This is a genomic window from Kitasatospora sp. NPDC090091, assembly GCF_044747365.1.
Taxonomy (GTDB): domain Bacteria; phylum Actinomycetota; class Actinomycetes; order Streptomycetales; family Streptomycetaceae; genus Kitasatospora.
Genome location: NZ_JBIVDY010000011.1, coordinates 111,869 through 133,737 on the forward strand (window position 1 = coordinate 111,869; position 21,869 = coordinate 133,737).

The following is a 21,869-nucleotide window of genomic DNA, read 5'->3' on the forward strand; positions in this document are numbered from 1 at the left end:
TCACCCCAGCGGCTTGTCCAGCACCGCCTTGGTGTGGCTGAAGGTGGTCATCGAGTACTCGCCGTGGTAGTTGCCCATGCCGCTCTCCCCGACCCCGCCGAACGGCAGCTCGGGCACCGCGAGGTGGGACACGGACAGCCCGAAGACCAGCGCACCGGACGAGGTCTCCGCGGCCAGCCGCTCCTTCGTCGCCTCCGAGGCGGTGAAGGCGTAGAGGGCGAGCGGCTTCTCCCGGTCGGTGATGAAGGAGATGGCCGCGTCCAGGTCGGGCACCTCCAGGACGGGCAGCACCGGGCCGAAGATCTCCTCCCGCATCACCGGCGCGTCCGGCCGGACGTCGGCCAGCACGGTGGGCGCGATGTAGCGGGCGGCGCGGTCGTGGGTGCCGCCGGTGACCACCCGGCCGTCGCCGAGCAGCGCGGCGAGGCGGTCGAAGTGCCGGTCGTTGACGATCCGTCCGTACTCGGGGTGGGCGGCCGGGTCCTCTCCGTAGAGCCCGCGCACGGCCTCCGCCAGCTCCGCGGCCAGCTCGGGGCCGGTGCCGCCGACGGCGAGGACGTAGTCGGGGGCCACGCAGGTCTGCCCGGCGTTCAGGAACTTGCCCGCCGCCAGCCGCTGCGCGGTGACCTTCAGGTCGGCGCCCGGATCGACCACCACCGGGCTCTTGCCGCCGAGTTCGAGCGTGACCGGGGTGAGGTGGCGGGCGGCGGCGGCCATCACGATCCGGCCGACCGCGCCGTTGCCGGTGTAGAAGATGTGGTCGAAGCGCTGCTCCAGCAGGGCGGTGGTCTCGGGCACCGCACCCTCGACTACCGCGACCGCCTCGGGGTCCAGGTACTGCGGGAGCAGCCGGGCGATCGCCGCCGAGGTGGCCGGGGCCAGCTCGCTGGGCTTGACGAGGACGGCGTTGCCGGCCGCGAGCGCGCCCACCACGGGGGCCAGGGCGAGCTGCAGCGGGTAGTTCCAGGGGGCGATCACCAGGACCACGCCGAGCGGCTCCCGGACCACCCGCGCGGTGGCGGGGCGGAAGGCGTCGGGGACGGCGGCGGGCTTCGGCCGGAGCCACTCGTCGAGGTTCCGGACGGTGTGGTCCAGCTCGTTGACGGTGAAGGCGATCTCCGTCCGGTGCGCCTCGGCGGGACCCTTGCCGAGGTCGGCGCGGAGGGCCGCGAGGAGCTCCTCGCTCCGTTCGGTGAGGAGGGTGCGCAGCCCGGCGAGCTGCTCCCGGCGCCAGGCGGGCGGGCGGGTCCGGCCGCTCGCGAAGGCGGCGCGCAGCCCGGCGACGACGGCGGCCGGGTCGGGGGCCGCCACGGGCCCGGCGGCGGCCGGGTCGGCGGGGGCGGGGTGGGTGGTGGCCTTCATGACAGTACTCCCGGCGAGAAATTTTCAGCTGCTTGATAGTTGCCAACATCAAGCACTTGCCCCCGACGGTAGGTCCGAATGGTTGGCAAAGTCAAGCATCTGGATGCGCGGAGGGCCGGCCCCGTCCGGGACCGGCCCTCCCTCGGCGATCGGACGCCGCCTACTCCACCGTCTACTCCACCGTGACGCTCTTCGCCAGGTTGCGCGGCTTGTCGACGTCCCGCTTCAGCGCGACCGCGGCGTGGTAGGCGAGCAGCTGCAGCGGGATGTTCAGCAGCAGCGGGTCGAGCTCCGGCTCGCTCTTCGGGACGACGATGCAGTGGTCGGCCAGCTTGGCCTCCGGCGCGCGGTGGGCGACGGCCAGCACCCGGCCGGAGCGGGCCTTGATCTCACCGAGGGTGGTGAGGTTCTTGTCCAGCAGCTCGTCGTCCGGCACCAGGGCGACGGTCGGCAGCTCGGGGCTGATCAGCGCGAGCGGGCCGTGCTTGAGCTCGCTGGCCGGGTAGGCCTCGGCGTGGACGTAGGAGATCTCCTTGAGCTTCTGCGCACCCTCGCGGGCCACCGGGTAGCCGCGGACCCGGCCGATGAACATCATCCCCTCGGAGTCGGCGTACTCGGCGGCGAGCCCGGCGATCTCGTCGCTCTGCGCGAGGACCTCCCGGATCTGGTCCGGCAGCGCCTTGAGGGCGGCCACGATGCGGCGCCCGTCGGCGGGCGAGAGGTCGTGGATCCGGCCGAAGTGCAGGGCGAGCAGCGCGAAGGCGATGACCGTGGAGGTGAACGCCTTGGTGGAGGCGACCGAGATCTCCGGGCCGGCGTGCAGGTAGATCCCGCCGTCACACTCCCGGGCGATGGCGCTGCCCACGGTGTTGACGACACCGAGCACCCGGCCGCCCTTGCGCTTGACCTCCTGGACGGCGGCCAGCGTGTCGTAGGTCTCGCCGGACTGGCTGACCGCGATGTAGAGGGTGTCCGCCTCGATCACCGGGTTGCGGTAGCGGAACTCCGAGGCCGGCTCGCTGTGCGCGGGGATGCGGGCCAGCTCCTCGATCAGCTGGGCGCCCATCTCGCCCGCGTAGTACGCGGAGCCGCAGCCGAGGATCTTCACCCGGCGGATCTCCCGGAGCTCGCGGGCGTCCAGGTTGAGGCCGCCGAGGTGGGCGGTGGCGAAGCGCTCGTCGAGGCGGCCGCTGAGGGTGCGCTCGACCGAGCCGGGCTGCTCGTGGATCTCCTTGAGCAGGAAGTGCTCGTAGCCGCCGGTGTCGTAGGAGTCGATCTCCCAGTCCACCGTGGACGGCTGGCGGTGGGTGGTGCGGGCGTCCTCGGTGAAGGTGCGGAAGCCGTCGGCACGGACGGTGGCCAGCTCGCCGTCCTCCAGGTGGACGACCTGGCGGGTGTAGCGGACCAGGGCCGACACGTCGGAGGCGGCGAACATCTCCTTCTCGCCGATGCCGAGCACGATCGGGCTGCCGTTGCGGGCGACCACGATGCGGTCGGGCTGCTCGGCGTCCAGGACGGCGATGCCGTAGGTGCCGACCACCTTGCCGAGCGCGGCGCGGACCGCCTCCTCCAGCTCCACGCCCTCGGTCGCGTGGGCGGCGATCAGGTGGGCGAGCACCTCGGTGTCGGTCTCGGAGCGGAAGACGGCACCCTCGGCGGTGAGCCGGGCGCGCAGCTCGTCGGCGTTCTCGATGATGCCGTTGTGGACGACGGCGATGCGCTCGGCGTTGTCCTGGTGCGGGTGGGCGTTGGCGTCGCTGGGCACGCCGTGGGTGGCCCAGCGGGTGTGGCCGATCCCGGTGCCGCCCTTGAAGCGGGCCGGGACGGCGGCGGCGAGGTCGGCGACCCGGCCCTTGACCTTGCGGACCTTGATGCCGCCGGTGCGACCGGCGACGGCCACGCCCGCGGAGTCGTAGCCGCGGTACTCCAGCCGGGCGAGACCCTCCAGCAGGAAGGGCGTCGCGTCCTTGGGGCCGATGTAGGCCACGATTCCGCACATCTGAGTGGACTCCTTCTGGGGTGGCGTGGGAGGGCCGGGTGTTCCGGGTGGCGCGGCCGGACCGCGCGGCGGGCCGACCCGGGCGGGTCGGGCGCGGCCGGCGAGGGGACGCCGGTCAGCCGTAGACGATCCGGCGCAGCTGACGGGCCGAGAGCCCGGGCGCGGCGACGCGCCGGGCCTTCAGCTCCTCGGCGAGCCGGGCGAAGATCTTCTCGTTGGTCAGGCCGCGTGCCTGCAGCTCGCCGTGGCGGCGCCGGACGTACTCCTCGGCGGTCTCGGAGAAGTACGCCAGGACCTCCGCCACCACCCTCGCCGCCTCCCGGGGCCCGAGCGGGCTGGTCCGGGTGAGGTGGGCGAGCAGCTCCTCGTGCGGGTGGGACTGAGGGTGCGAGGAACCGGGAGCGCTGGACACAACTCGGGACTCTAGGCCGCACAGGGCGCGGAGATCAAAGATCCTGCCCGAATTCGGGCAGGACTTGCCGCATTCAGCTCAAAGCCCGGCCCGCCTGCACCCCGACACCCAGCACCGGACCGCCGCCGGACCGCCGCCCGGCCGCCGCCGGACCGCCGCCGAACCCCTTGTAGCAACACCGGCTCGACACGTAGCGTGACTCTTCGCATACGCATCGGAGAGGAGCGCCCTCCACGGACGCGCCTCGGAAGAACCGGAGGCTTGCTGATGTGCGGGATCACCGGATGGGTCGCCTTCGACCGCGACCTCACCGTCGAAGGGCCAGTGCTCGACGCGATGACGGCCACCCAGCTCTGCCGCGGTCCGGACGCCGGCGGCGTCCACCTGGAGCGGCACGCCGCCCTGGGCCACCGCCGCCTCGCCGTGATCGACATCGAGGGTGGCACCCAGCCCATGACGGTCGAGCACGACGGCCGGGTGCTGGCCGCCCTCACCTACAGCGGGGAGGTGTACAACCACCGCGAGCTGCGGGCCGAGCTGGAGGCCGCCGGCCACCGCTTCCGCACCCGCAGCGACACCGAGGTCGTCCTGCACGCCTACCTGGAGTGGGGCGAGCGGCTGGCCGAGCGGCTGAACGGCATGTTCGCCTTCGCCGTCTGGGACACCCGCACCGAGGAGCTGTTGCTGGTCCGGGACCGGATGGGCGTCAAGCCGCTCTACTACCACCCCACCCGGCACGGCGTGGTCTTCGGCTCCGAGGCCAAGGCCGTGCTCGCCCACCCCTCCGTCCGGCCGGTGGTCGACCTCGACGGGCTGCGCGAGATGTTCGCCGTCACCAAGTCGCCCGGGCGCACCATCTACCGGGGCGTCGCCGAGGTCCGGCCGGGCCACGTGGTCCGGATCCGGCGCGAGGGCGTCTCGGTGCGCCGCTACTGGGCGCTGGAGGCCCGCGAGCACACCCACGACCTGGACGCCACGGTGACCACCGTCCGGGCCCTGCTCGACGACATCGTCCACCGCCAGCTGGAGGCGGACGTCCCGCTCTGCTCACTGCTCTCCGGCGGCCTCGACTCCAGCGCCGTCACCGCGCTCGCCGCCCGGGCGCTGCGCGCCGCCGGGGCCGGTCCGGTGCGCTCCTTCGCCGTCGACTTCACCGGCCAGAGCGAGCACTTCCGGGCCGACGAGGTCCGCTCCACCCCGGACGGCCCGTTCGCGCAGCTGCTCGCCCGGCACGTCGGCGCCGACCACAGCGTGATCGAGCTGGACGCGGGCGCGCTCACCGACCCGGCCGAGCGGGCCGCCGTGCTGCGCGCCCGGGACGTCCCCGGCGGCTTCGGCGACATGGACGTCTCGCTGCTGCTGCTCTTCCGCGGCGTGCGCCGGCACTCCACCGTGGCCCTCTCCGGCGAGTCCGCCGACGAGCTGTTCGGCGGCTACCGCTGGTTCCACGACCCGCGGATGGTGGCCGCCGAGGACTTCCCCTGGGCGGGCGCGCTGAGCCAGCTCGCCGGAGCCGGCGCCGGGCCGCGCGAGCAGCTGCTGGACCCGGGGCTGGTCGCCAAGCTCGACGTGCACGAGTACCGCCGGGCCCGCTACCGCGAGGCGCTGGCCGAAGTCCCCCACCTGCCCGCCGCCGACCCGCTGGAGCGGCGGATGCGGGAGATCTCCTACCTCAACCTCACCCGCTTCGTCTGCATCCTGCTGGACCGCAAGGACCGGATGAGCATGGCCAACGGCCTGGAGGTCCGGGTGCCGTTCTGCGACCACCGGCTGGTCCAGTACGTCTTCAACACGCCCTGGTGGATGAAGACCTTCGACGGCCGGGAGAAGAGCCTGCTGCGCGCCGCCGTCAAGGACCTGCTGCCGGAGGAGGTCGCCCAGCGGCCCAAGGCCCCGTACCCGGTGGTCCAGGACCCGCACTACCCGGCGCTGCTCAGGGCCGAGCTGGCCGCCCTCGCCGACGAGGGCACCGCGCCCGTGCTCGGCCTGCTGGACCGCCGGGCGCTCACCGACGCGCTCGCCCCGGACACCGACCCGCAGTCCGTCCGGCTCGGCGTCGACCTGGCCCTGGACCTCAACACCTGGCTGACCGAGTACCGGGTGGAGCTGGAGCTCTGACCGAACCTCAGCCCGTACGGCGGCCGGGTGCCGCCGTACGGGTGACGGCCGGCCCCGGGCCATCCCGCCTCGATCGGCCGGCGCGACGTGCGGTAGCGTCGCCGACACCTCCCGAATGGCGGCCGAAAACACGGAATCCGACCCGCGTGCCGTCAGGATGGGGAGCGAACCGTCCGCATCGATCCGCCGGGGGATCTCCGTCATGCAACCGCGAGCATTCGCGATTCTCACCGCCCTGCTGCTGGGCGTCCTGGGCCTCGGCTCGGTGGCCGTCACCGACTGGACGCCCTCGACCACCTCGGCGGCCGTGGCCCCGGCGGCCACCGGCGCGACGGGCTCGGGCGCACCGCCCTCCGGCGGCGCCACCGCCACCGGCGCGAGTGCCACACCGACCGGCGACCCGGCGGTGTGGACCCGCTCGACGCTGCGCAACAAGCTGATGTCCGAGATGGAGGCCACCGACCCCGGCGTCGCGCTGGCCGACCTCGACAAGATCACCAAGCAGCTGCCGTACACCGTCCGGTTCTGCCACCCGATCGCGCACGAGCTCGGGCACGCGGCGGTCAAGCGGTTCAACGCCGACTTCCAGAAGGTCATCTCCTTCCCGCACGAGACCTGCGCGGCCGGCTACCTGCACGGCGCGGTCGAGGAGATGCTGAACGCCTCGCAGCAGCCCGAGGTGGACCTGCTGAAGCTCTGCGCCCCCAAGAACAGCGGCCCGTGCATCCACGGCGTCGGCCACGGCACGATGTTCGTCGCCAAGCAGGACGTGGCCAAGGCCCGCGACCTGTGCAACAAGTTCACCACCGACCAGAACCGGATCCGCTGCTCCGAGGGCCTGTTCATGCAGCTCTTCGGCCCGGACGAGGAGGACGAGAAGGCGAAGGCGAACCTGCCCGCCGACAAGCTCGCCCAGGATCCGCTCTACCCGTGCAAGGACCAGCCGGCGCTGTTCCAGTCCGCCTGCTTCTTCTACGCGCCGACCTTCTACCTCTCCTCGCACGACTACCCGAACCACCCCGAGGTCTACGCCGACGCACTGAAGTGGTGCCTGGCCGGCAAGGCCTCCGGCGGCGCCGTCGACTGCAGCCGCGGCGTCGGCTCGCGGACCATGAAGTACAACCTGGACCGCGAGGACTGGGCCGCCCAGCAGTGCGCGACCGCCGCGGACGGCTGGCAGCGCAAGGCCTGCGCCGAGGGCCTGGTCAGCTACTACACGGTGAACTACACCGAAGCCGGCGCGGCCGGCCGGCTCTGCGGGAAGATCACCAACAAGGAGATGCAGGGCTACTGCCGCTCCGCGAGCGGCCTCTCCGCCTCGCTCGACTGACCCGCTACGGAAAGGGGCCCGCGCCGCACGGCGCGGGCCCCTTTCCGTAGGATCGCGGTGATCGGGTGCGCCGAGGACGCCGCGCCACCAGGCCCGCACCTCCTGGGAGCCCGCCGTGACCCCTGACGACCTCCGCGACCTCCGCGGCACCCGCGCCGACGACGTCCGCACCGCCCCGCCGGCCGCCGACGACTTCCGCGCCGCGGCGCACGCCGCCGCCGAGCTGGTCTCCGACTACCTCGACGGCCTGCCCGCCCGCCCGGTCTGGCAGCCCATGGACGAGACCGCCCGGGCCGCCCTGCTGGACGCGCCCCTCCCGGCCGGCGGCACCGCACTCACCGAGCTGCTCACGGCCGTCGAGCGGGACGTGCTGCCGTACCCGATGGGCAACGGCAACCCGCGCTTCTTCGGCTGGGTGAACTCCGCCCCCGCCCCGGCCGGCGTGCTGGCCGGCCTCGCCGCCGCCGCGATGAACCCCAGCTCGGCCGGCGGCGACCACGCCGACGTCCACCTGGAACGGGCGGTGGTCCGCTGGATCGCCGAGCTGGTGGGCTTCCCGCACCCCGCCGGCGGCGGGCTGCTGACCTCCGGCACCTCGATGGCGACCATCGTCTGCCTGGCCGCCGCCCGCAACCGCGCCGCCCGGGCCGCCGGGTGGGACGTCCGCGAGGACGGCCTGGCCGGCCTGCCGCCGCTGGTCGGCTACGTCACCGGCGAGACCCACTCCTGCGTCCGCAAGGCCGCCGAGCTGCTCGGCCTCGGCAGCCGGCACCTGCGTACCGTCGCCACCGGCCCCGACGGCCGACTGGACACCGCCGACCTGCGTGCCGCGATCGAGCGCGACCGGGCCGCCGGCCTGCTGCCGTTCCTGGTGGTCGCCTCGGCCGGCACGGTCGGCACCGGCGCCGTGGACGCCTTCCACCCGATCGCCGACCTCTGCGCCGAGCAGGGCCTCTGGCTGCACGTGGACGGCGCGTACGGGGCCTTCGGCCGGCTCGACCCGGCGATCGCCCACCGCTACGCAGGCCTGGAGCGGGCCGACTCGCTCGCCCTCGACCCGCACAAGTGGCTGGGCGTCCCGGTCGACTGCGGCTGCGCACTGGTGCGCGACACCGAGGAGCTGCGCGGCACCTTCAGCCTCGTCCCCTCCTACCTGCGCGACGAGGCGGCCGGCGCGCTCGGCTGGTTCTCCGAGTACGGGACCGAGCAGACCCGCCCGTTCCGCGCCCTCAAGGTCTGGGCCACCATCGCCCACCGCGGCCGCGACGGCCTCGCCCGGGACATCGCCCGGTGCACCGCGCTGGCCCGCCACCTGGGCGAACTCGTCACCGCCGACCCCGAGTTGGAGCTGCTCGCCGAGGTGCAGACCTCCATCACGGCCTTCCGGTACCGGCCGGCCGGGCTCGACGAGGCCGCCGCCGACGCGCTCAACCGCGAGCTGCCGGCGGCGGTCCAGCGCCGCGGCCGGGTCTTCGTCACCGGCGCGCGCCTCGGCGAGCGCGAAATGCTCCGCGCCTGCCTCCTCAACGCCGCCACCATCGAGGCCGACCTCGCCCTCCTGCTGGCCGAGGTGAAGGCGGCCGCCGCCGACCTGCAGACCATTAACCGACCGGACACGGAGGATTCGTGATCGTGAAACACCGGGGCGGCAGATTGATGGCATGGAGCGCACGGAGAAGCTGACGACCCGATCCCCGCAGACGCCGACCCCCTCCCGTGCCCAACGGCGCGGTGCCCGCAGCCACCGCTGGCGCCGCGACACCGTCGAGCTCGCCGCGGTCTTCCTCTCGGTGACCGCCGCCGACCTGGTGGCCAAGGTCGTGGTGCACGGCCCGGACGGCCCGGTGGTGCTCGCCGCCTCCGCGGCCGCCCTGGTCGCCACGGCGCTCTTCCACGCCTGGTGGTCGCACCGGCACCAGCTGCACGGCCCGCCCGCGCCGGACACGCCCGCACCCCCGGGCGCCGCGGAGTCCGCCGCGGCCGAGCCGTCGGAGGGGCCGCTGAAGGGGCCGCTGGACGACTTCGAGGAGACCGCGCTCTGGCGGATCCGCACGACCGTGCAGGACTCCCCCGGCAGCCTGGCCCGGGTCTGCACGGCGTTCGCCGAGCGGCGGGTCAACATCGTCTCGATGCAGTCCCACCCACTGCCCGAGGGCACCGTGGACGAGTTCTTCGTCCGTGCCCCGCGCTCGTTCACCCGGGCCGACCTGGCCGCGCTGGTGGCCTCGGCCGGCGGGCACGACATCTGGAGCGCGCCCGCCGACGCGCACGACCTGGTGGACGGGCCGACCCACGTACTGGCGCTGGCCACCCGCACCGCGCTGGACGCCGCCGAGCTGCCGGTCGCCCTGCGCCAGCTGTTCGGGCAGTGCACCATCCGGCAGTACCCGGGCGGGGCCGGGCGCGCCGCCGCCGGGGTGGACGGCCACGTGCTGCGGCTGCCGCTGCCGTCCGGCGACCTGATCGAGCTCAGCCGCCCCCGGCTGCCCTTCACCCCGACCGAGTTCGCCCGGGCGAAGGCCCTGGTCGAGCTGGACACCCTGCTCGGCCCCCGGGTCCCGGACGTCCGTGCCCGGCTGACGCTGCCCGCCGGCGCCGACCTGACCGTGCGGCGGGCCGACGCCGGCGACAAGGAGGCGGCGCTGGCCATGCACCACCGCTGCTCTCCCGACACCCTGCGCAAGCGCTACCACGGCGCGGTCCGGGACGCCGACCGCTACCTGGACCACCTGCTGGACGCCCGGCACGGCCAGACCCTGGCCGTGGAGGCGGCGGACGGCCGGATCGTGGCCCTCGGGCACCTGATGTGGGACGACGACAGCGCCGAGGTCGCGGTGCTGGTCGAGGACGCCTGGCAGCGCCGCGGGCTGGGGCTGGACCTGATGCGGCGGATGTCCGCACTGGCCCTGGAGGCGGGGGTGGAGACCGTCTACGCCGTCACCCAGTCGTCCAACACCGGGCTGATCTCCACCATGCGCAGGCTGGCCGCGCCGCTGGACTACCAGGTCGAGGAGGGCACCCTGGTGATCACCGCACACCTGGCGGAGGCCGCCGAGCAGCTCCCCGTCCCCTGGCCGACCCGCCCGGGGCGGTAGGGCCCGCCTCCGTAGCGGGACACGCCTCGTGGATCTTGCCGGGGCGCGACCCGGCGGCCCCGGCCGGGCGGGGTTACCCGGCGGTTCGATAGCCGATCACCCGGCAACCAACCAGCCGGTTATCGTTTCTTCACTACATCCTCACGCGGACCCCTCGGGCCGGACGGCGAACCCCGCCGTCCGGCCCGCCGCACACCCGCCACGGGGAACCGGCAGGCCCCGGATCAGCGTCCCCAGCGGCGAAAGGCCCCTCCGTACACCGTCTTTCCTGACGTCGCGTCAGGGCCTCCGCGAGGGGGCGGCCGGGGCCGTCGCAGCAGGCGGCGCGGGGTCCGGAGCATGGAGCCGGCCGGCGGAGTCGGTAGGCTGGCCCCGTCCCCGCCGCCCGACGGCTCGTTATCCGGCCCCCGGGCGGTGCCGCAGCAAGGAGGAACCACTGAGCATGGCAGGCACCGAACCGGAGCCCACAGGCGCACGCGACGCCTCGCTGCCCGCCCGCGCCAAGATCGCGGTGACGGCCGGCCGGGTGGCCGCCGCCGTGTCCCGCAAGGCCGGCCGCGGAAGCGGCTCGGTGATCGGCGGCAAGGTCGCCCTCAAGCTCGACCCCGATCTGCTCGCCACCCTCGCCGACCACCTGGACGTGGTGCTGGTCAGCGCCACCAACGGGAAGACCACGACCACCCGACTCATCGCCGAGGCGCTGCGCGCCGCCGGCCCGGTGGTCTCCAACGCCCTCGGCGCCAACATGCCGGCCGGCATCACCTCCGCCCTGGCCGGCGGCTCGGACGCCCGCTTCGGCGTCATCGAGGTGGACGAGAAGTACCTGGCCGGGGTCGCCCGCGACACCCGCCCCAAGGCGATCGCCCTGCTCAACCTCTCCCGCGACCAGCTCGACCGCGCCGCCGAGACGCGCATGATGGCCGAGAAGTGGCGCGAGGGCCTCCAGGACACCGAGGCCGTGGTCATCGCCAACGCGGACGACCCGCTGGTGACCTGGGCCGCCTCCTCCTGCAAGAAGGTGGTCTGGGTGGCCGCCGGCCAGGCCTGGAAGGAGGACGCCTGGTCCTGCCCCGCCTGCGGCGGCGTGATGCAGCGCCCCGGCGACGACTGGTTCTGCCAGGACTGCGGCTTCCGGCGTCCCAACCCGCACTGGGCGCTCCAGGGCACCCACGTGATCGACCCGCAGCGCGGCGCCTGGCCGATCCAGCTCCAGCTGCCCGGCCGCGCCAACCTGGCCAACGCCACCAGCTCGGCCGCGGTCGCCGCCGTCTTCGGCGTCGCCCCCCAGGTCGCGCTGGAGCGGATGCGCTCGGTCACCGCCGTGGCCGGCCGCTACGACGTGGTGCAGTACCAGGGCCGCGACATAAGGCTGCTGCTGGCCAAGAACCCGGCCGGCTGGCTGGAGACCTTCTCGCTGATCGACGGCCCCCCGGCTCCGGTCATCCTCTCCGTCAACGCCCTCGACGCCGACGGCACCGACACCTCGTGGCTCTGGGACGTCGACTACGAGCGCCTCGCCGGGCACCCGGTGTTCGTGATGGGCCAGCGCAAGCTGGACCTGGCCGTCCGCCTGGAGGTCGCCGGGCTGCAGTTCCACGTGGTGGACTCGCTGGAGCAGGCCGTCCGGATGGCGCCGCCCGGCCGGATCGAGGCGATCGCCAACTACACCGCCTTCCAGCAGCTGCGGAAGGTCGTGGCCGGCTGATGCCGGCCCAGCAGCCCCATCGAGTGAGCGTGACGGAAGGCCTTCGAGGATGAGTGAGAGCAGCCTGCGCGTGGTCTGGGTCTACCCGGACCTGCTCAGCACCTACGGCGACCGGGGCAACGCCCTGGTCGTGGAGCGCCGGGCCCGCCAGCGCCACCTCAACGTGACCCGGATCGACGTCCGCTCCGACCAGTCGATCCCCACCAGCGGGGACATCTACCTGATCGGCGGCGGCGAGGACCGCCCGCAGCGACTGGCCGCCGAGCGGCTGCGCGCCGACAGCGGCCTGATCCGGGCCGCCGAGAACGGCGCGATCATCTTCGGCGTCTGCGCGGGCTTCCAGATCATGGGCCACGAGTTCGTCAACGACCTCGGCGAGCGCGAGCCCGGCCTGGGCCTGCTCGACGTCTGGACCACCCGCGGCGAGGGCGCCCGCTGTGTCGGCGACGTGCTCGCCGACGTGGACCCGCGCCTGGGCCTGCCGCAGCTGACCGGCTTCGAGAACCACCAGGGTGTCACCCACCTCGGCCAGGGCGTCCAGCCCTTCGCCAACGTCACCGTCGGCCGGGGCAACGGCACCGGGGACGGCACCGAGGGCGCCTGGCGGGACACCGTCTTCGGCACCTACCTGCACGGCCCGGTACTGGCCCGCAACCCCGCCGTGGCGGACATGCTGATCAAGCTGGCGCTGGACGTCAACGCCCTGCCGCCGGCCGACACCACCTGGTACGACGCGCTGCGCGCCGAGCGCATCGCGGCCACTTCGCGCCCCGCGTAGTACGCCGCCCCGCCCGGACCGGGTGCCCGCGATGCGGTCACCCGGCCCACCGGCGGGCCCGGACGTACCACAATGGGGCTGCCGGCTGCACACCCTCCTCGGCAGCAGGCTGCACTTCCGCGCGGGGGCGCCGACGGCGCCGCTCCCGCGTCGGCCCCTGCCCGGCCGGACGCAGGGGCCGTATGCTCGACTCCCCGGCCGCTTTCGGGCGTTATGTCCGAATCGGTCGGCCCTTCACCCCACGGTCGCCTCCCCGTCACCACGGTGCGGGATCGGGCCGTTACGGTGACGGTTCGTCGTCCCAGCCTGTAGTCCGGCCGTTCCTCGGTTCTGCTCGGGAGTTGCAAAGCAATGCGTATTGGAGTGCTGACCAGCGGCGGTGACTGCCCCGGCCTGAACGCCGTGATCCGTTCCGTGGTCCACCGGGGGGTGGTCGACCACGGCGACGAGATCATCGGGTTCGAGGACGGCTGGCGCGGTTTCCTGGAGGGCCACCACCGGCCCCTGACCCTCGACTCGGTGAGCGGCATCCTCGCTCAGGGCGGCACCATCCTCGGGTCCTCCCGGGTGCAGCCCAGCCACCTGCGCGACGGCGTCGAGCGGGCCAAGCAGTACTGCGCCGACCTCGGTCTGGACGCCGTCATCCCGATCGGCGGTGAGGGCACGCTCAAGGCCGCCAAGCTGATGAGCGACGCCGGCCTGCCGATCGTCGGCGTGCCGAAGACCATCGACAACGACATCGCCTGCACCGACGTGACCTTCGGCTTCGACACCGCCGTCTCGGTCGCCACCGAGGCGCTGGACCGGCTGAAGACCACCGCCGAGTCGCACCAGCGCGTCATGGTCGTCGAGGTCATGGGCCGGCACACCGGCTGGATCGCGCTGAACGCGGGCATGGCGGCCGGCGCCCACGCGATCGTCGTCCCGGAGCGCCCGTTCCACATCGAGAAGCTCACCGCCGTCGTCCGCGAGCGCTTCGACCGGCAGAAGAAGTTCGCGATCGTGGTCTGCGCCGAGGGCGCCAAGCCCGAGCCCGGCACCATGCACTGGGAGGAGGGCAGCAAGGACATCTACGGCCACGAGCGGTTCACCGGCATCGCCACCCAGCTCTCCCGCGAGCTGGAGCACAGGCTCGGCAAGGAGGCCCGCCCGGTGATCCTCGGCCACACCCAGCGCGGCGGCACGCCGACCGCGTACGACCGGGTGCTGGCCACCCGGTTCGGCTGGCACGCCATCGAGGCCGTCCACAAGGGCGCCTTCGGGCACATCACCGCGCTGCAGGGCACCAACATCAACCTGGTGCCGCTGGCGGAGGCCGTCGCCGAGCTGAAGACCGTCCCGCAGGAGCGCTATGTGGAGGCCGAGACGGTCATCTGACCCGTCCGCGCCAGCCGCACCACCGCACCGGCCTCCGAGCACCCGCTCGGGGGCCGGTGTCGTTCCCGCCCGGCACGCGGCGGCAGCGGCTAGCGTGACCGGTGGACCGGCCCACCGACCACGGAAGGAACCAGTCGATGGAGATCCTCGCGTACGGCGTCCAGACCGACGAACGGCCGCTGCTGGAGCGGACCTTCGCCGGGCGGCACGAGCTGCGCTGCCTGGACGTCTTCCTCAACCGCGACACCGCTCCGCTGGCCGCCGGCCACCCGGTCGTCAGCAGCAGCGTCAACGCCGTGCTCGACGCCGGGACGCTCACCGTCCTGGCCGCCGGCGGCACCAAGCTGATCGCCCAGCGCTCCACCGGCTTCAACAACATCGACCTGGACGCCGCCGCCGAACTCGGCCTCACCATCGCGCGGGTCTCCCACTACAGCCCCTACTCAGTAGCCGAACACGCCTGGGCGCTGGCGCTCGCGGTGAACCGGCGGCTCACCCGCGCCGCCGTCCGCACCCGCGAGTTCGACTTCCGCCTCGACGGGCTGCTCGGCCGCGACGTCCACGGCATGACCGTCGGCGTGATCGGCACCGGCAAGATCGGCGCCTGCTTCGCCCGGATCGCGGCCGGCTTCGGCACCGAGCTGCTCGGCTGGGACATCGCCCCGAACCCGGACTGCCTGGAGCTCGGCATGACCTACACCGAGCTTCCCGAACTGCTCCGCCGCTCCGACCTGATCAGCCTGCACGTCCCCCTGCTGCCGGCCACCCACCACCTGATCGACGCCGCCGCCCTGGCCCGGATGAAGGACGACGCCATCCTGGTCAACTCCAGCCGCGGCGGCCTCGTCGACAGCGCCGCCCTGGTCGAGACCCTGCGCGCCGGCCGGCTCTCCGGCGTCGGCCTGGACGTCTACGAGGAGGAGACCGGCGTCTTCTTCACCGACCGATCCATCCAGGGCATCACCGACGACACCCTCGCCCGCCTGGTCACCTTCCCGCAGGTGCTGGTCACCAGCCACCAGGCCTACTTCACCAGCACCGCCGTCGGCCAGATCATCGAGGCCACCGCCCGCAACATCGACGACTTCGCCGCCGGCCGCCGCAACGAGAACACCCTCGTGCCGGCCTCGGGCACCTGACGACCGGCCTCGGAGGTCGACCGACGAAGCCCCGGCGGCCTCCGCACGCCGGGGCCCCCGACGACGGTGCGACCCCGGGCTCGCGGAATGCGACCGCTGCTGGCCGATTGGAGTGAGCCGCCCTGCCGCGGCCCGGTCGTGTGCTCGGTTCGGGCGTACCTCGGCGCGCCGGGAACCACTGGTCTGTGCACGCTGGATCGGGTGGGTGGACGCAGGCGCATGCCTTCGGACCACCGGCCCGGCACACCGCTGCACGGATCGGAGCACAGCATGATCGGAACCCCCGCGTCCTTCGCCGAGAACGACGGCAACGACGGCAACGCCGGGAACGCCGGCCCTCCGCCACTGCCGGGCTGCGCCGAGGACGCGGCCGCCGCCCTGAAGCAGATGTTCGTCGACCTGACCCAGGGGGCCCGGATGTCCCGCGGCCAGGACCCGGTCAGACGGCCGGTGTTCCTCAAGCCGCACGGCGTCGCCCGCGGAGTGCTGACGGTCTCCCCCGACCTGCCGCCCGACCTGCGCGTCGGGTTCCTCAGGACCGCCCACCAGCGGCCCGACGGCCTGGCCGCCTGGGTGCGCTTCTCCAGCGACACCGTGCCCGGCAGCCCCGACCTCGACACCACCCTGGGCATCGGCGTCAAACTGTTCGGCGTGCCCGGCCCGAAGCTGCTGGACGGCGAGACCGAGGCCGGCACCCAGGACCTCCTGCTCCAGAACCACGACGTGTTCTTCGTCGACACCGCCCAGGACATGTGCGAGTTCACCAAGGCCGGTGTCGTCGACGGCGACTACGAGCAGTACCTCAAGGACCACCCGGTCACCCGGGAGATCCTCGACGCGATGGCCCGGTTCGAGGAGAGCGTGCTCACCACGGACTACTGGAGCGTGCTCCCCTACGCCTTCGGTCCCGAGCGCTTCGTCAAGTACAAGCTGGTGCCCGCCGGTTGCGCGCCGGGCGACCCGGCGGCGGTGCCGCCCGACGAGAACCCCACGTACCTGGGCGCCGACCTGCGCCACCGGCTCGCGGCGGGCACGGCGGCCTTCGACCTGAAGCTGCAGTTCCGCACCGACCCGCAGCGCATGCCGCTGGACCGGGCCACCGTGCGGTGGGACGAGGCCCAGAGCGAACCGGTGACGGTGGCCCGGCTGACCCTGCGGAAGCAGGACGTCACCGCGCGGGGCCAGGCCGCCTACGGCGAGAACCTCGCCTTCAACCCGTGGCACGCCCTCGCCGAGCACCGCCCGGTGGGCAGCATCTCCGAGGTCCGCCGGACCGTCTACCAGGCGTCGGCCGAGCAGCGCCGCGACGTCAACGGCGTGCCGGCGGCCGAACCCGGCCCGGCCCGCGCGCAGATCACGCCGCCGCCCGGCCGCGACACCCGGATCGTCCGGGCCGCCGTGCACCCGGCGATCGGGGTGGCCCGGGTCGGCGACAGCGCGGACGAGTACGTCCTCGCCCCCGAGGTCGACCAGCCGGCCCCGCTGGCGGCCGGGAGCTACAAGGACGCCACCGGCGCCCTGAAGCGGCAGGCCGTCCGGTTCCGCGTCTACGGCTACAACGCGGCCGGCGAGCCGGTGGCCGAGCTGACCGCCGACAACGCGGACCTGCGCTGGACGGTGCACGTCGCCAACCGGAAGGCCGCCTGGTACCAGTTCCAGCTGGCCCTCGACATCCCCGAGGCGGACAGCACCGACGACAGCAACCTGCGCAACCCCAAGGTCCCGGCCGACCGGCGCGACCGCCTGGTCATCGACCCCGGCCCCCGGTCGGTGCGCGGCCGCAACCGGTCCGGCGGTCCCGAGCACACCTTCGACACCGGCACCTTCATGGACCGGCCCGTCTACCTCGGGGAGCTGCGAACCGACGGGAGCGGCCGGCTCCTCTTCCTCGGCGGCCGGGGCGTCTCCGCGTCCGCCACCGACACCCCCGCCGACACCTTCGCCAACAACGACGGCTGGCACGACGACGTCTCCGACGGCCCGGTCACCGCCGAGGTCAGCATCGACGGGCGGCCGATCCCGGTCGAACCGGGCTGGGTGGTCACCGCACCCCCCAACTACGCGCCCGAGCTCACCTCGGTGCGCACGATGTACGACCTGGTCCGCGACGCCTTCGTCACCGCCGGCCTCCTCCCCGAGCCGCCGCGGCCGTCGTTCACCCGGGACGTGCTGCCCGTGCTGCGCCGCCTGTGCGACCTCCAGTGGGTCAACCAGGGGGTGGCCGTCCAGCTGGGGCACGGTGGGCGGGAGGACCTCCTGGCCCCCGCGCGCCTCGCCGCGCTGGCGGACCCCTCGCCCGTCCAGCGGGAGCTGCGCCGTCAGGTCTGGCTCACGATCCGTAACTACGACCGTGACGGCCTCTCCCCCGTGCCGTGGCCGGGCGTATACGGCGATGCGATGAACGTACCGGCCCAGTCGGTGCGCCAGCACGTGACGCTCTCCCCGCTCCAGTACCGCCTCCTGCAGCGCTGGGCCCGCGGGGACTTCGTCGCCGACTTCGACCAGCAGGCCGCACCACCGGCCTCCCTCGACGACGTCCCGTTCGCCGAGCGGCCCCGGACCCTGGACCGGGCGGCGCTCTCGTTCTGCCTCGCCGACGCCTTCCACCCCGGTTGCGAACTCACCTGGCCGATGCGCCACACCACGCTGTACAGCAGCCCCTTCCGGGTGCGCCTGCGTGATCCCGCGCTGCCGCCCCCGGCCGCCTACGGCCCGACGCTGACCCCGCAGATCGCCCTCTCCTTCGACGGCCCGCTCTACGCCCAGCGGCCCGGCGACCTGACCAGGTGGATGGCGGTGCCCTGGCAGACCGACACCGCGAGCTGCCGGTCCGGCTACGAGTACCTCTCCGGCTTCGGTACCTACGACCCGTACCTGCCCACCTTCTGGCCGGCCCGGGTGCCCAACCACGTGATCGCCGAGGAGGAGTACGCGATCGTCATGGACGCCTCCCGGCCGATCGAGGAACGCCTGGCCGCGTTCGGCAACCGGCGGGCCTGGCTCCGCTGGCTCCCCCCGCGCTACATCGACGCCATCAACGCCATGGTGACGGACTTCGGCCGGCTCGGTGTGGTCGAGCGCCGCCCCGGGCCCACCGACGACCCCCGCCTCCCGGCGGAGCTGCTCGTCGAGTCCGAGGTGACCTTCCCGCTGGAGCCCGCACCGCCGGCCCTGCGCAACCTGGTCGCCCTGCACGTGCCGCTCGGCGCCGACCCGGTGCTCGGCGAGGCCGCGATGGCCACCGCCGTCACCATGGCGGAGCTGCCCGACGAGGAGGTCTCGGCGGGGTACATCGACAAGGTCAAGCGCCTGCGGCGCGACCGGTGACGAACCCCCTGTGCCCGCCGGGGCCCGTCGACGCCGTCGTGGCGGGCGGCGGCCCGGCGGGCTCCGTCGCGGCACTGGTCCTGGCGGCCGCCGGTCGGCGCGTCCTGCTCCTCGACCCCGGCGGGCGCCCCGCGCAGCCCGCCGGAAGCGGCGCGTTCAAGATCGGGGAGTCGCTGCCGCCCGCCGCCCGGCCGCTGCTGCGCGACCTCGGGCTGCTGGACGACTTCCTCGCCGCCGGGCACCCCGCGTCCACGGGCACCTACGCCGCCTGGGGTTCGCCGGCGCTGCACGGCATCAGCCACCTCTTCGACCCGTACGGGCACGGCTGGCACCTCGACCGGCTCCGCTTCGACGCCTTCCTCCGGGACGCGGCCGTGGCGGCCGGCGCCGAGCTGCGGCGGGCCACCCTGCTCGCGCGGTCCGGCGGCCGGCTGACCGTCCGTCAACACGGAACCGGTGATGACGGCGGGGCCGGCAGCGGGGCCGGAACCGTGGCGGAGCTGCACACCCGCTGGACGGTCGACGCCACCGGGCGGAGCTGCGTCATCGGCCGCCGGCACGGCCGCCGCCACCGGCAGGACCGACTCGTCGCCGTCTACGCCGTCCTCCCCGGCCGGCACACGGCCGGCGGCACGGGCCCGGCTGACGCGGAGGCCCGGACGCTCGTCGAGGCGGCACCCGACGGCTGGTGGTACACCACCCGGGTACCGGCCGGGCGCCTGGTCGCCCACCTGACCGACCCCGACCTCGCCGCACCTTCCCTCCGCACCCCGCAGGGCTTCTGGTACGGCGTCACCCGGACCGAGCACGTCCGCCGGCGCCTGGACGGCTACGACCCCGCCGCAACCCCCGTGCCGCGCTGGACACCCGCCCACGGCGTGCGGCTGGGCCCGGCCGCGGGTCCGGGCTGGGTGGCGGCCGGGGACGCCGCGCTCGCCTTCGACCCGATCTCCTCGCAGGGCATCCTCACCGCGCTGCACACCGGCGCCCGCGCCGGGCAGACCGTGGCCGCGTGCCTGGCATCCCCGGCCCGCGCGGCGGCCGCCCTCACCGACTACACGGCGTTCCTGAACGGCGTCGCGGACGCCTACCGGAGGAACCATACGTACGCGTACGACCAGGAGCGGCGCTGGCCGTTGAGCCCGTTCTGGCGACGCCGCCGAACGGGCGGGGGGCCTCTGCCCGGCATAGCCTGAAAGAGCCCGACCACTCGTCCGAGGGGCTCAGTCATGCCAACACAGACGCAAGCCGTATGGGACGCCACCGAGATCACCCAGTCGGTCCAGGACCTCCAGCACAGCGTCACCCTGATCGCCGGCAAGGTCACCGTCATCCGCGTGTACGTGAGCGGCAGCACGGGCGGGATCGCCTCCGCCCGAGGCGCCGTGAAGCTGCTCCGGTCACCCACCGTTCCCCCCATCACCCTCACCTCACTCAACGTCGTCTCCCTCGACCCGGCCGACAACCAGGACCTCGCCACCCGCCGCGCCGATGCGGGCCTCAGTCTCAACTTCCTCCTGCCGTCCACCCTCACGGCGGAGGGACCGCTCCAGGTGAGCGAGCTGATCCTCAGCGACGTCCTCACCGGGGCCGCCGTCCCGTTCGGCGGGGCGGCCGTCGGCCCGACGGTGTGGTTCCACCCCGCCTCGCCGCTGCGGATCCGCGTCTTCGGACTGCGCTACCGGCAGGGGAGCCCGTCGGTCACCTACACCCCCCGGGAGCTCGACCTCGCAGCCCTGGTCAGCTGGCTCAGGCGCGCCTACCCGGTGCCCGACGTCATCAGCTCACGTACCGTCATCGACGTGGTCGCCCCGGCTCCGTTCACCTGCGAGGACACCAACGCGCAGCTCGCCGCCATCCGCGCCCTGGACATCAGCGCGGGCGGGGATCCGCGCACCCACTACCTCGGCCAGGCGGCCGACGGCGGGTTCTTCATGCGGGGCTGCGCCTCCGGCATCCCCGCGGCGCCCGACCCGGCGACCGTCGCGTCGTCACCGTGCGGAGCGGCCGACTGGGGCTGGGACTTCGACGGCGCCTACAGCGACTGGTACGGAGGCCACGAACTCGGCCACACCTACGGCCGTCGGCACCCCGGGTTCTGCGGGGAGAGTCCGGACGACCTGCAGGACTACCCCTTCCAGAACGGGCAGCTCGCCGACTCACCGGACACCTTCATCGGATTCGACGTCGGCGACCAAGCACTGAACCTGCCGATGCGGGCGCGGCCCGGGGTGCAGTGGCACGACGTGATGACCTACTGCGACCGCCAGTGGATCAGCAGCTACACCTACGAGGCCATCCGCCGGCGTCTGGCGGACGAGGACGCGCTCACAGCCGGTGCGCCGGTACCCGAGGGCCCGCCGGCCGTCCCGGCCCCACTGCCCGAGGGTGCCCCGGCGGCGCTCTCGGTCGTCCCGGTCGCCGGGCCCGCCGCGCCGGCCGGCGGCCGCCCCGACGAACGGTTCCCGCAACTGTCGGTCACCCGTGCGGCTGCTCCGGAGGCGGGGCCGATCGCCCGGACGGGCGGCGCGGCGGCGCCGGCCGAGCAACTCGTCAGCGTCGTCGCCACGGTGAACCTCACCAAGCGTGAGGGCGGCATCCGCTTCGTCAACCCGGTGTCACCGCTGGCCGCCCGGCCCTCCGTCTCCGGCGAAGCCGGACCGAACGGGGAGACCCCGGTGGTCCTGCGGATCAAGCAGGCGGACGGCGGGCCGCCGCGCGAGATCCGGGTGCCGGCCAAGCTGGCGTCCGAGCTGGCCCCGGGAGCCGACCGGACCGGCCTGGTCGACGCCGTGGTGCCGGTCGGCCCCAGCCCGGAGGCGATCGAGCTGGTCGTCGGCGGGCAGGTCGTGGACACCTTCCGCGCCGCCGCCGCACCCCCGGCCCTGCGCGCCGCCAGGCACACCGGGGCCGACGACGGGGCGTTCGGGCTGGCACTGGACTTCGACAAGGCGCCGGAGCCCGGCCAGACCTTCGCCGCACAGGTCAGCACCGACGACGGCGCCACCTGGCAGACGATCGGCGTCGGCCTCAAGGACCCGGTGATCCAGGTCGACCACAGCCAGTTCCGCCCGGGCCAGCAGGTCCAGCTGAGGATCATCTCGACCAACGGGTTCACCAGCACGGCGGCGGACATCCAGCAGATCCAGGTCTGACCCACCCGCCGGTGGCGTGCCGCGCCCGGGGACGGAACCGCTCCCCGGGGGCGGCGCGCTCGGCGGTGTGCA

Annotated in this window: 14 protein-coding genes; 11 read left to right on the top strand and 3 right to left on the bottom strand. The window is 73.8% G+C overall.

Annotation, left to right across the window (positions count from 1 at the left end; translation table 11 throughout):
- From ACIPSC_RS20420 to ACIPSC_RS20430, 3 genes are all read right to left on the bottom strand, one after another.
- Entirely contained in the window at positions 1-1,362 is a 1,362-nt protein-coding gene (locus ACIPSC_RS20420) for an aldehyde dehydrogenase family protein (protein ID WP_400827297.1), read from the bottom strand.
- A 172-nt stretch (positions 1,363-1,534) separates the two neighbouring features.
- Positions 1,535-3,361: a glutamine--fructose-6-phosphate transaminase (isomerizing) gene (glmS, locus tag ACIPSC_RS20425; RefSeq protein WP_400827298.1), complete on the bottom strand. Its 1,827-nt coding sequence runs from the start codon at positions 3,359-3,361 to the stop codon at positions 1,535-1,537.
- Positions 3,362-3,476: 115 nt separating this feature from the next.
- Positions 3,477-3,773: a hypothetical protein gene (locus ACIPSC_RS20430; RefSeq protein WP_400827299.1), complete on the bottom strand. Its 297-nt coding sequence runs from the start codon at positions 3,771-3,773 to the stop codon at positions 3,477-3,479.
- Positions 3,774-4,040: 267 nt separating this feature from the next.
- Here ACIPSC_RS20430 and asnB point away from each other — a divergent pair, with 267 nt between their 5' ends.
- The 11 genes from asnB to ACIPSC_RS20485 all read left to right on the top strand — a co-directional run bounded on the left by asnB (position 4,041) and on the right by ACIPSC_RS20485 (position 21,797).
- Entirely contained in the window at positions 4,041-5,891 is a 1,851-nt protein-coding gene (asnB, locus tag ACIPSC_RS20435) for an asparagine synthase (glutamine-hydrolyzing) (RefSeq protein ID WP_400827301.1), read from the top strand.
- Between the two features lie 202 nt (positions 5,892-6,093).
- Positions 6,094-7,221 (top strand): hypothetical protein, encoded by a 1,128-nt coding sequence (locus tag ACIPSC_RS20440; protein WP_400827302.1) that lies wholly within the window; start codon positions 6,094-6,096, stop codon positions 7,219-7,221.
- Positions 7,222-7,336: 115 nt separating this feature from the next.
- Positions 7,337-8,851 carry a pyridoxal phosphate-dependent decarboxylase family protein gene (locus ACIPSC_RS20445; RefSeq protein ID WP_400827303.1) on the top strand — a complete coding sequence of 505 codons (1,515 nt, stop codon included), beginning with the start codon at positions 7,337-7,339 and terminating at the stop codon, positions 8,849-8,851.
- Between the two features lie 31 nt (positions 8,852-8,882).
- Complete coding sequence (locus tag ACIPSC_RS20450) at positions 8,883-10,316, top strand: GNAT family N-acetyltransferase (RefSeq protein ID WP_400827305.1); 1,434 nt, start codon at positions 8,883-8,885, stop codon at positions 10,314-10,316.
- Positions 10,317-10,758: 442 nt separating this feature from the next.
- Complete coding sequence (locus ACIPSC_RS20455) at positions 10,759-12,021, top strand: MurT ligase domain-containing protein (RefSeq protein WP_313766820.1); 1,263 nt, start codon at positions 10,759-10,761, stop codon at positions 12,019-12,021.
- A 49-nt stretch (positions 12,022-12,070) separates the two neighbouring features.
- Complete coding sequence (locus tag ACIPSC_RS20460) at positions 12,071-12,799, top strand: type 1 glutamine amidotransferase (protein ID WP_400827307.1); 729 nt, start codon at positions 12,071-12,073, stop codon at positions 12,797-12,799.
- 351 nt (positions 12,800-13,150) lie between these two features.
- Entirely contained in the window at positions 13,151-14,176 is a 1,026-nt protein-coding gene (locus ACIPSC_RS20465; protein ID WP_313766818.1) for a 6-phosphofructokinase, read from the top strand.
- Between the two features lie 137 nt (positions 14,177-14,313).
- Positions 14,314-15,315 (top strand): 2-hydroxyacid dehydrogenase, encoded by a 1,002-nt coding sequence (locus tag ACIPSC_RS20470; RefSeq protein ID WP_400827309.1) that lies wholly within the window; start codon positions 14,314-14,316, stop codon positions 15,313-15,315.
- Between the two features lie 270 nt (positions 15,316-15,585).
- Complete coding sequence (locus tag ACIPSC_RS20475; RefSeq protein ID WP_400827311.1) at positions 15,586-18,642, top strand: LodA/GoxA family CTQ-dependent oxidase; 3,057 nt, start codon at positions 15,586-15,588, stop codon at positions 18,640-18,642.
- On the top strand, positions 18,639-19,838 hold the full coding sequence (locus ACIPSC_RS20480) for an FAD-dependent monooxygenase (RefSeq protein ID WP_400827312.1): 1,200 nt from the start codon (positions 18,639-18,641) through the stop codon (positions 19,836-19,838). The genes ACIPSC_RS20475 and ACIPSC_RS20480 overlap by 4 nt, the downstream gene beginning before the upstream one ends.
- 33 nt (positions 19,839-19,871) lie before the next feature.
- Positions 19,872-21,797, top strand: coding sequence for a hypothetical protein (locus ACIPSC_RS20485; protein WP_400827314.1), 1,926 nt, complete (start codon positions 19,872-19,874; stop codon positions 21,795-21,797).
- Positions 21,798-21,869 lie beyond the last annotated feature (72 nt).

Coding starts and splice junctions, on each gene's coding strand:
- ACIPSC_RS20485 (WP_400827314.1), top strand. CDS start 19,872: ATGCCAACACAGACGCAAGCCGTATGGGACGCCACCGAGATCACCCAG.
- ACIPSC_RS20420 (WP_400827297.1), bottom strand. CDS start 1,362: ATGAAGGCCACCACCCACCCCGCCCCCGCCGACCCGGCCGCCGCCGGG.
- glmS (WP_400827298.1), bottom strand. CDS start 3,361: ATGTGCGGAATCGTGGCCTACATCGGCCCCAAGGACGCGACGCCCTTC.
- ACIPSC_RS20455 (WP_313766820.1), top strand. CDS start 10,759: ATGGCAGGCACCGAACCGGAGCCCACAGGCGCACGCGACGCCTCGCTG.
- asnB (WP_400827301.1), top strand. CDS start 4,041: ATGTGCGGGATCACCGGATGGGTCGCCTTCGACCGCGACCTCACCGTC.
- ACIPSC_RS20460 (WP_400827307.1), top strand. CDS start 12,071: ATGAGTGAGAGCAGCCTGCGCGTGGTCTGGGTCTACCCGGACCTGCTC.
- ACIPSC_RS20440 (WP_400827302.1), top strand. CDS start 6,094: ATGCAACCGCGAGCATTCGCGATTCTCACCGCCCTGCTGCTGGGCGTC.
- ACIPSC_RS20470 (WP_400827309.1), top strand. CDS start 14,314: ATGGAGATCCTCGCGTACGGCGTCCAGACCGACGAACGGCCGCTGCTG.
- ACIPSC_RS20450 (WP_400827305.1), top strand. CDS start 8,883: ATGGAGCGCACGGAGAAGCTGACGACCCGATCCCCGCAGACGCCGACC.
- ACIPSC_RS20475 (WP_400827311.1), top strand. CDS start 15,586: ATGATCGGAACCCCCGCGTCCTTCGCCGAGAACGACGGCAACGACGGC.
- ACIPSC_RS20465 (WP_313766818.1), top strand. CDS start 13,151: ATGCGTATTGGAGTGCTGACCAGCGGCGGTGACTGCCCCGGCCTGAAC.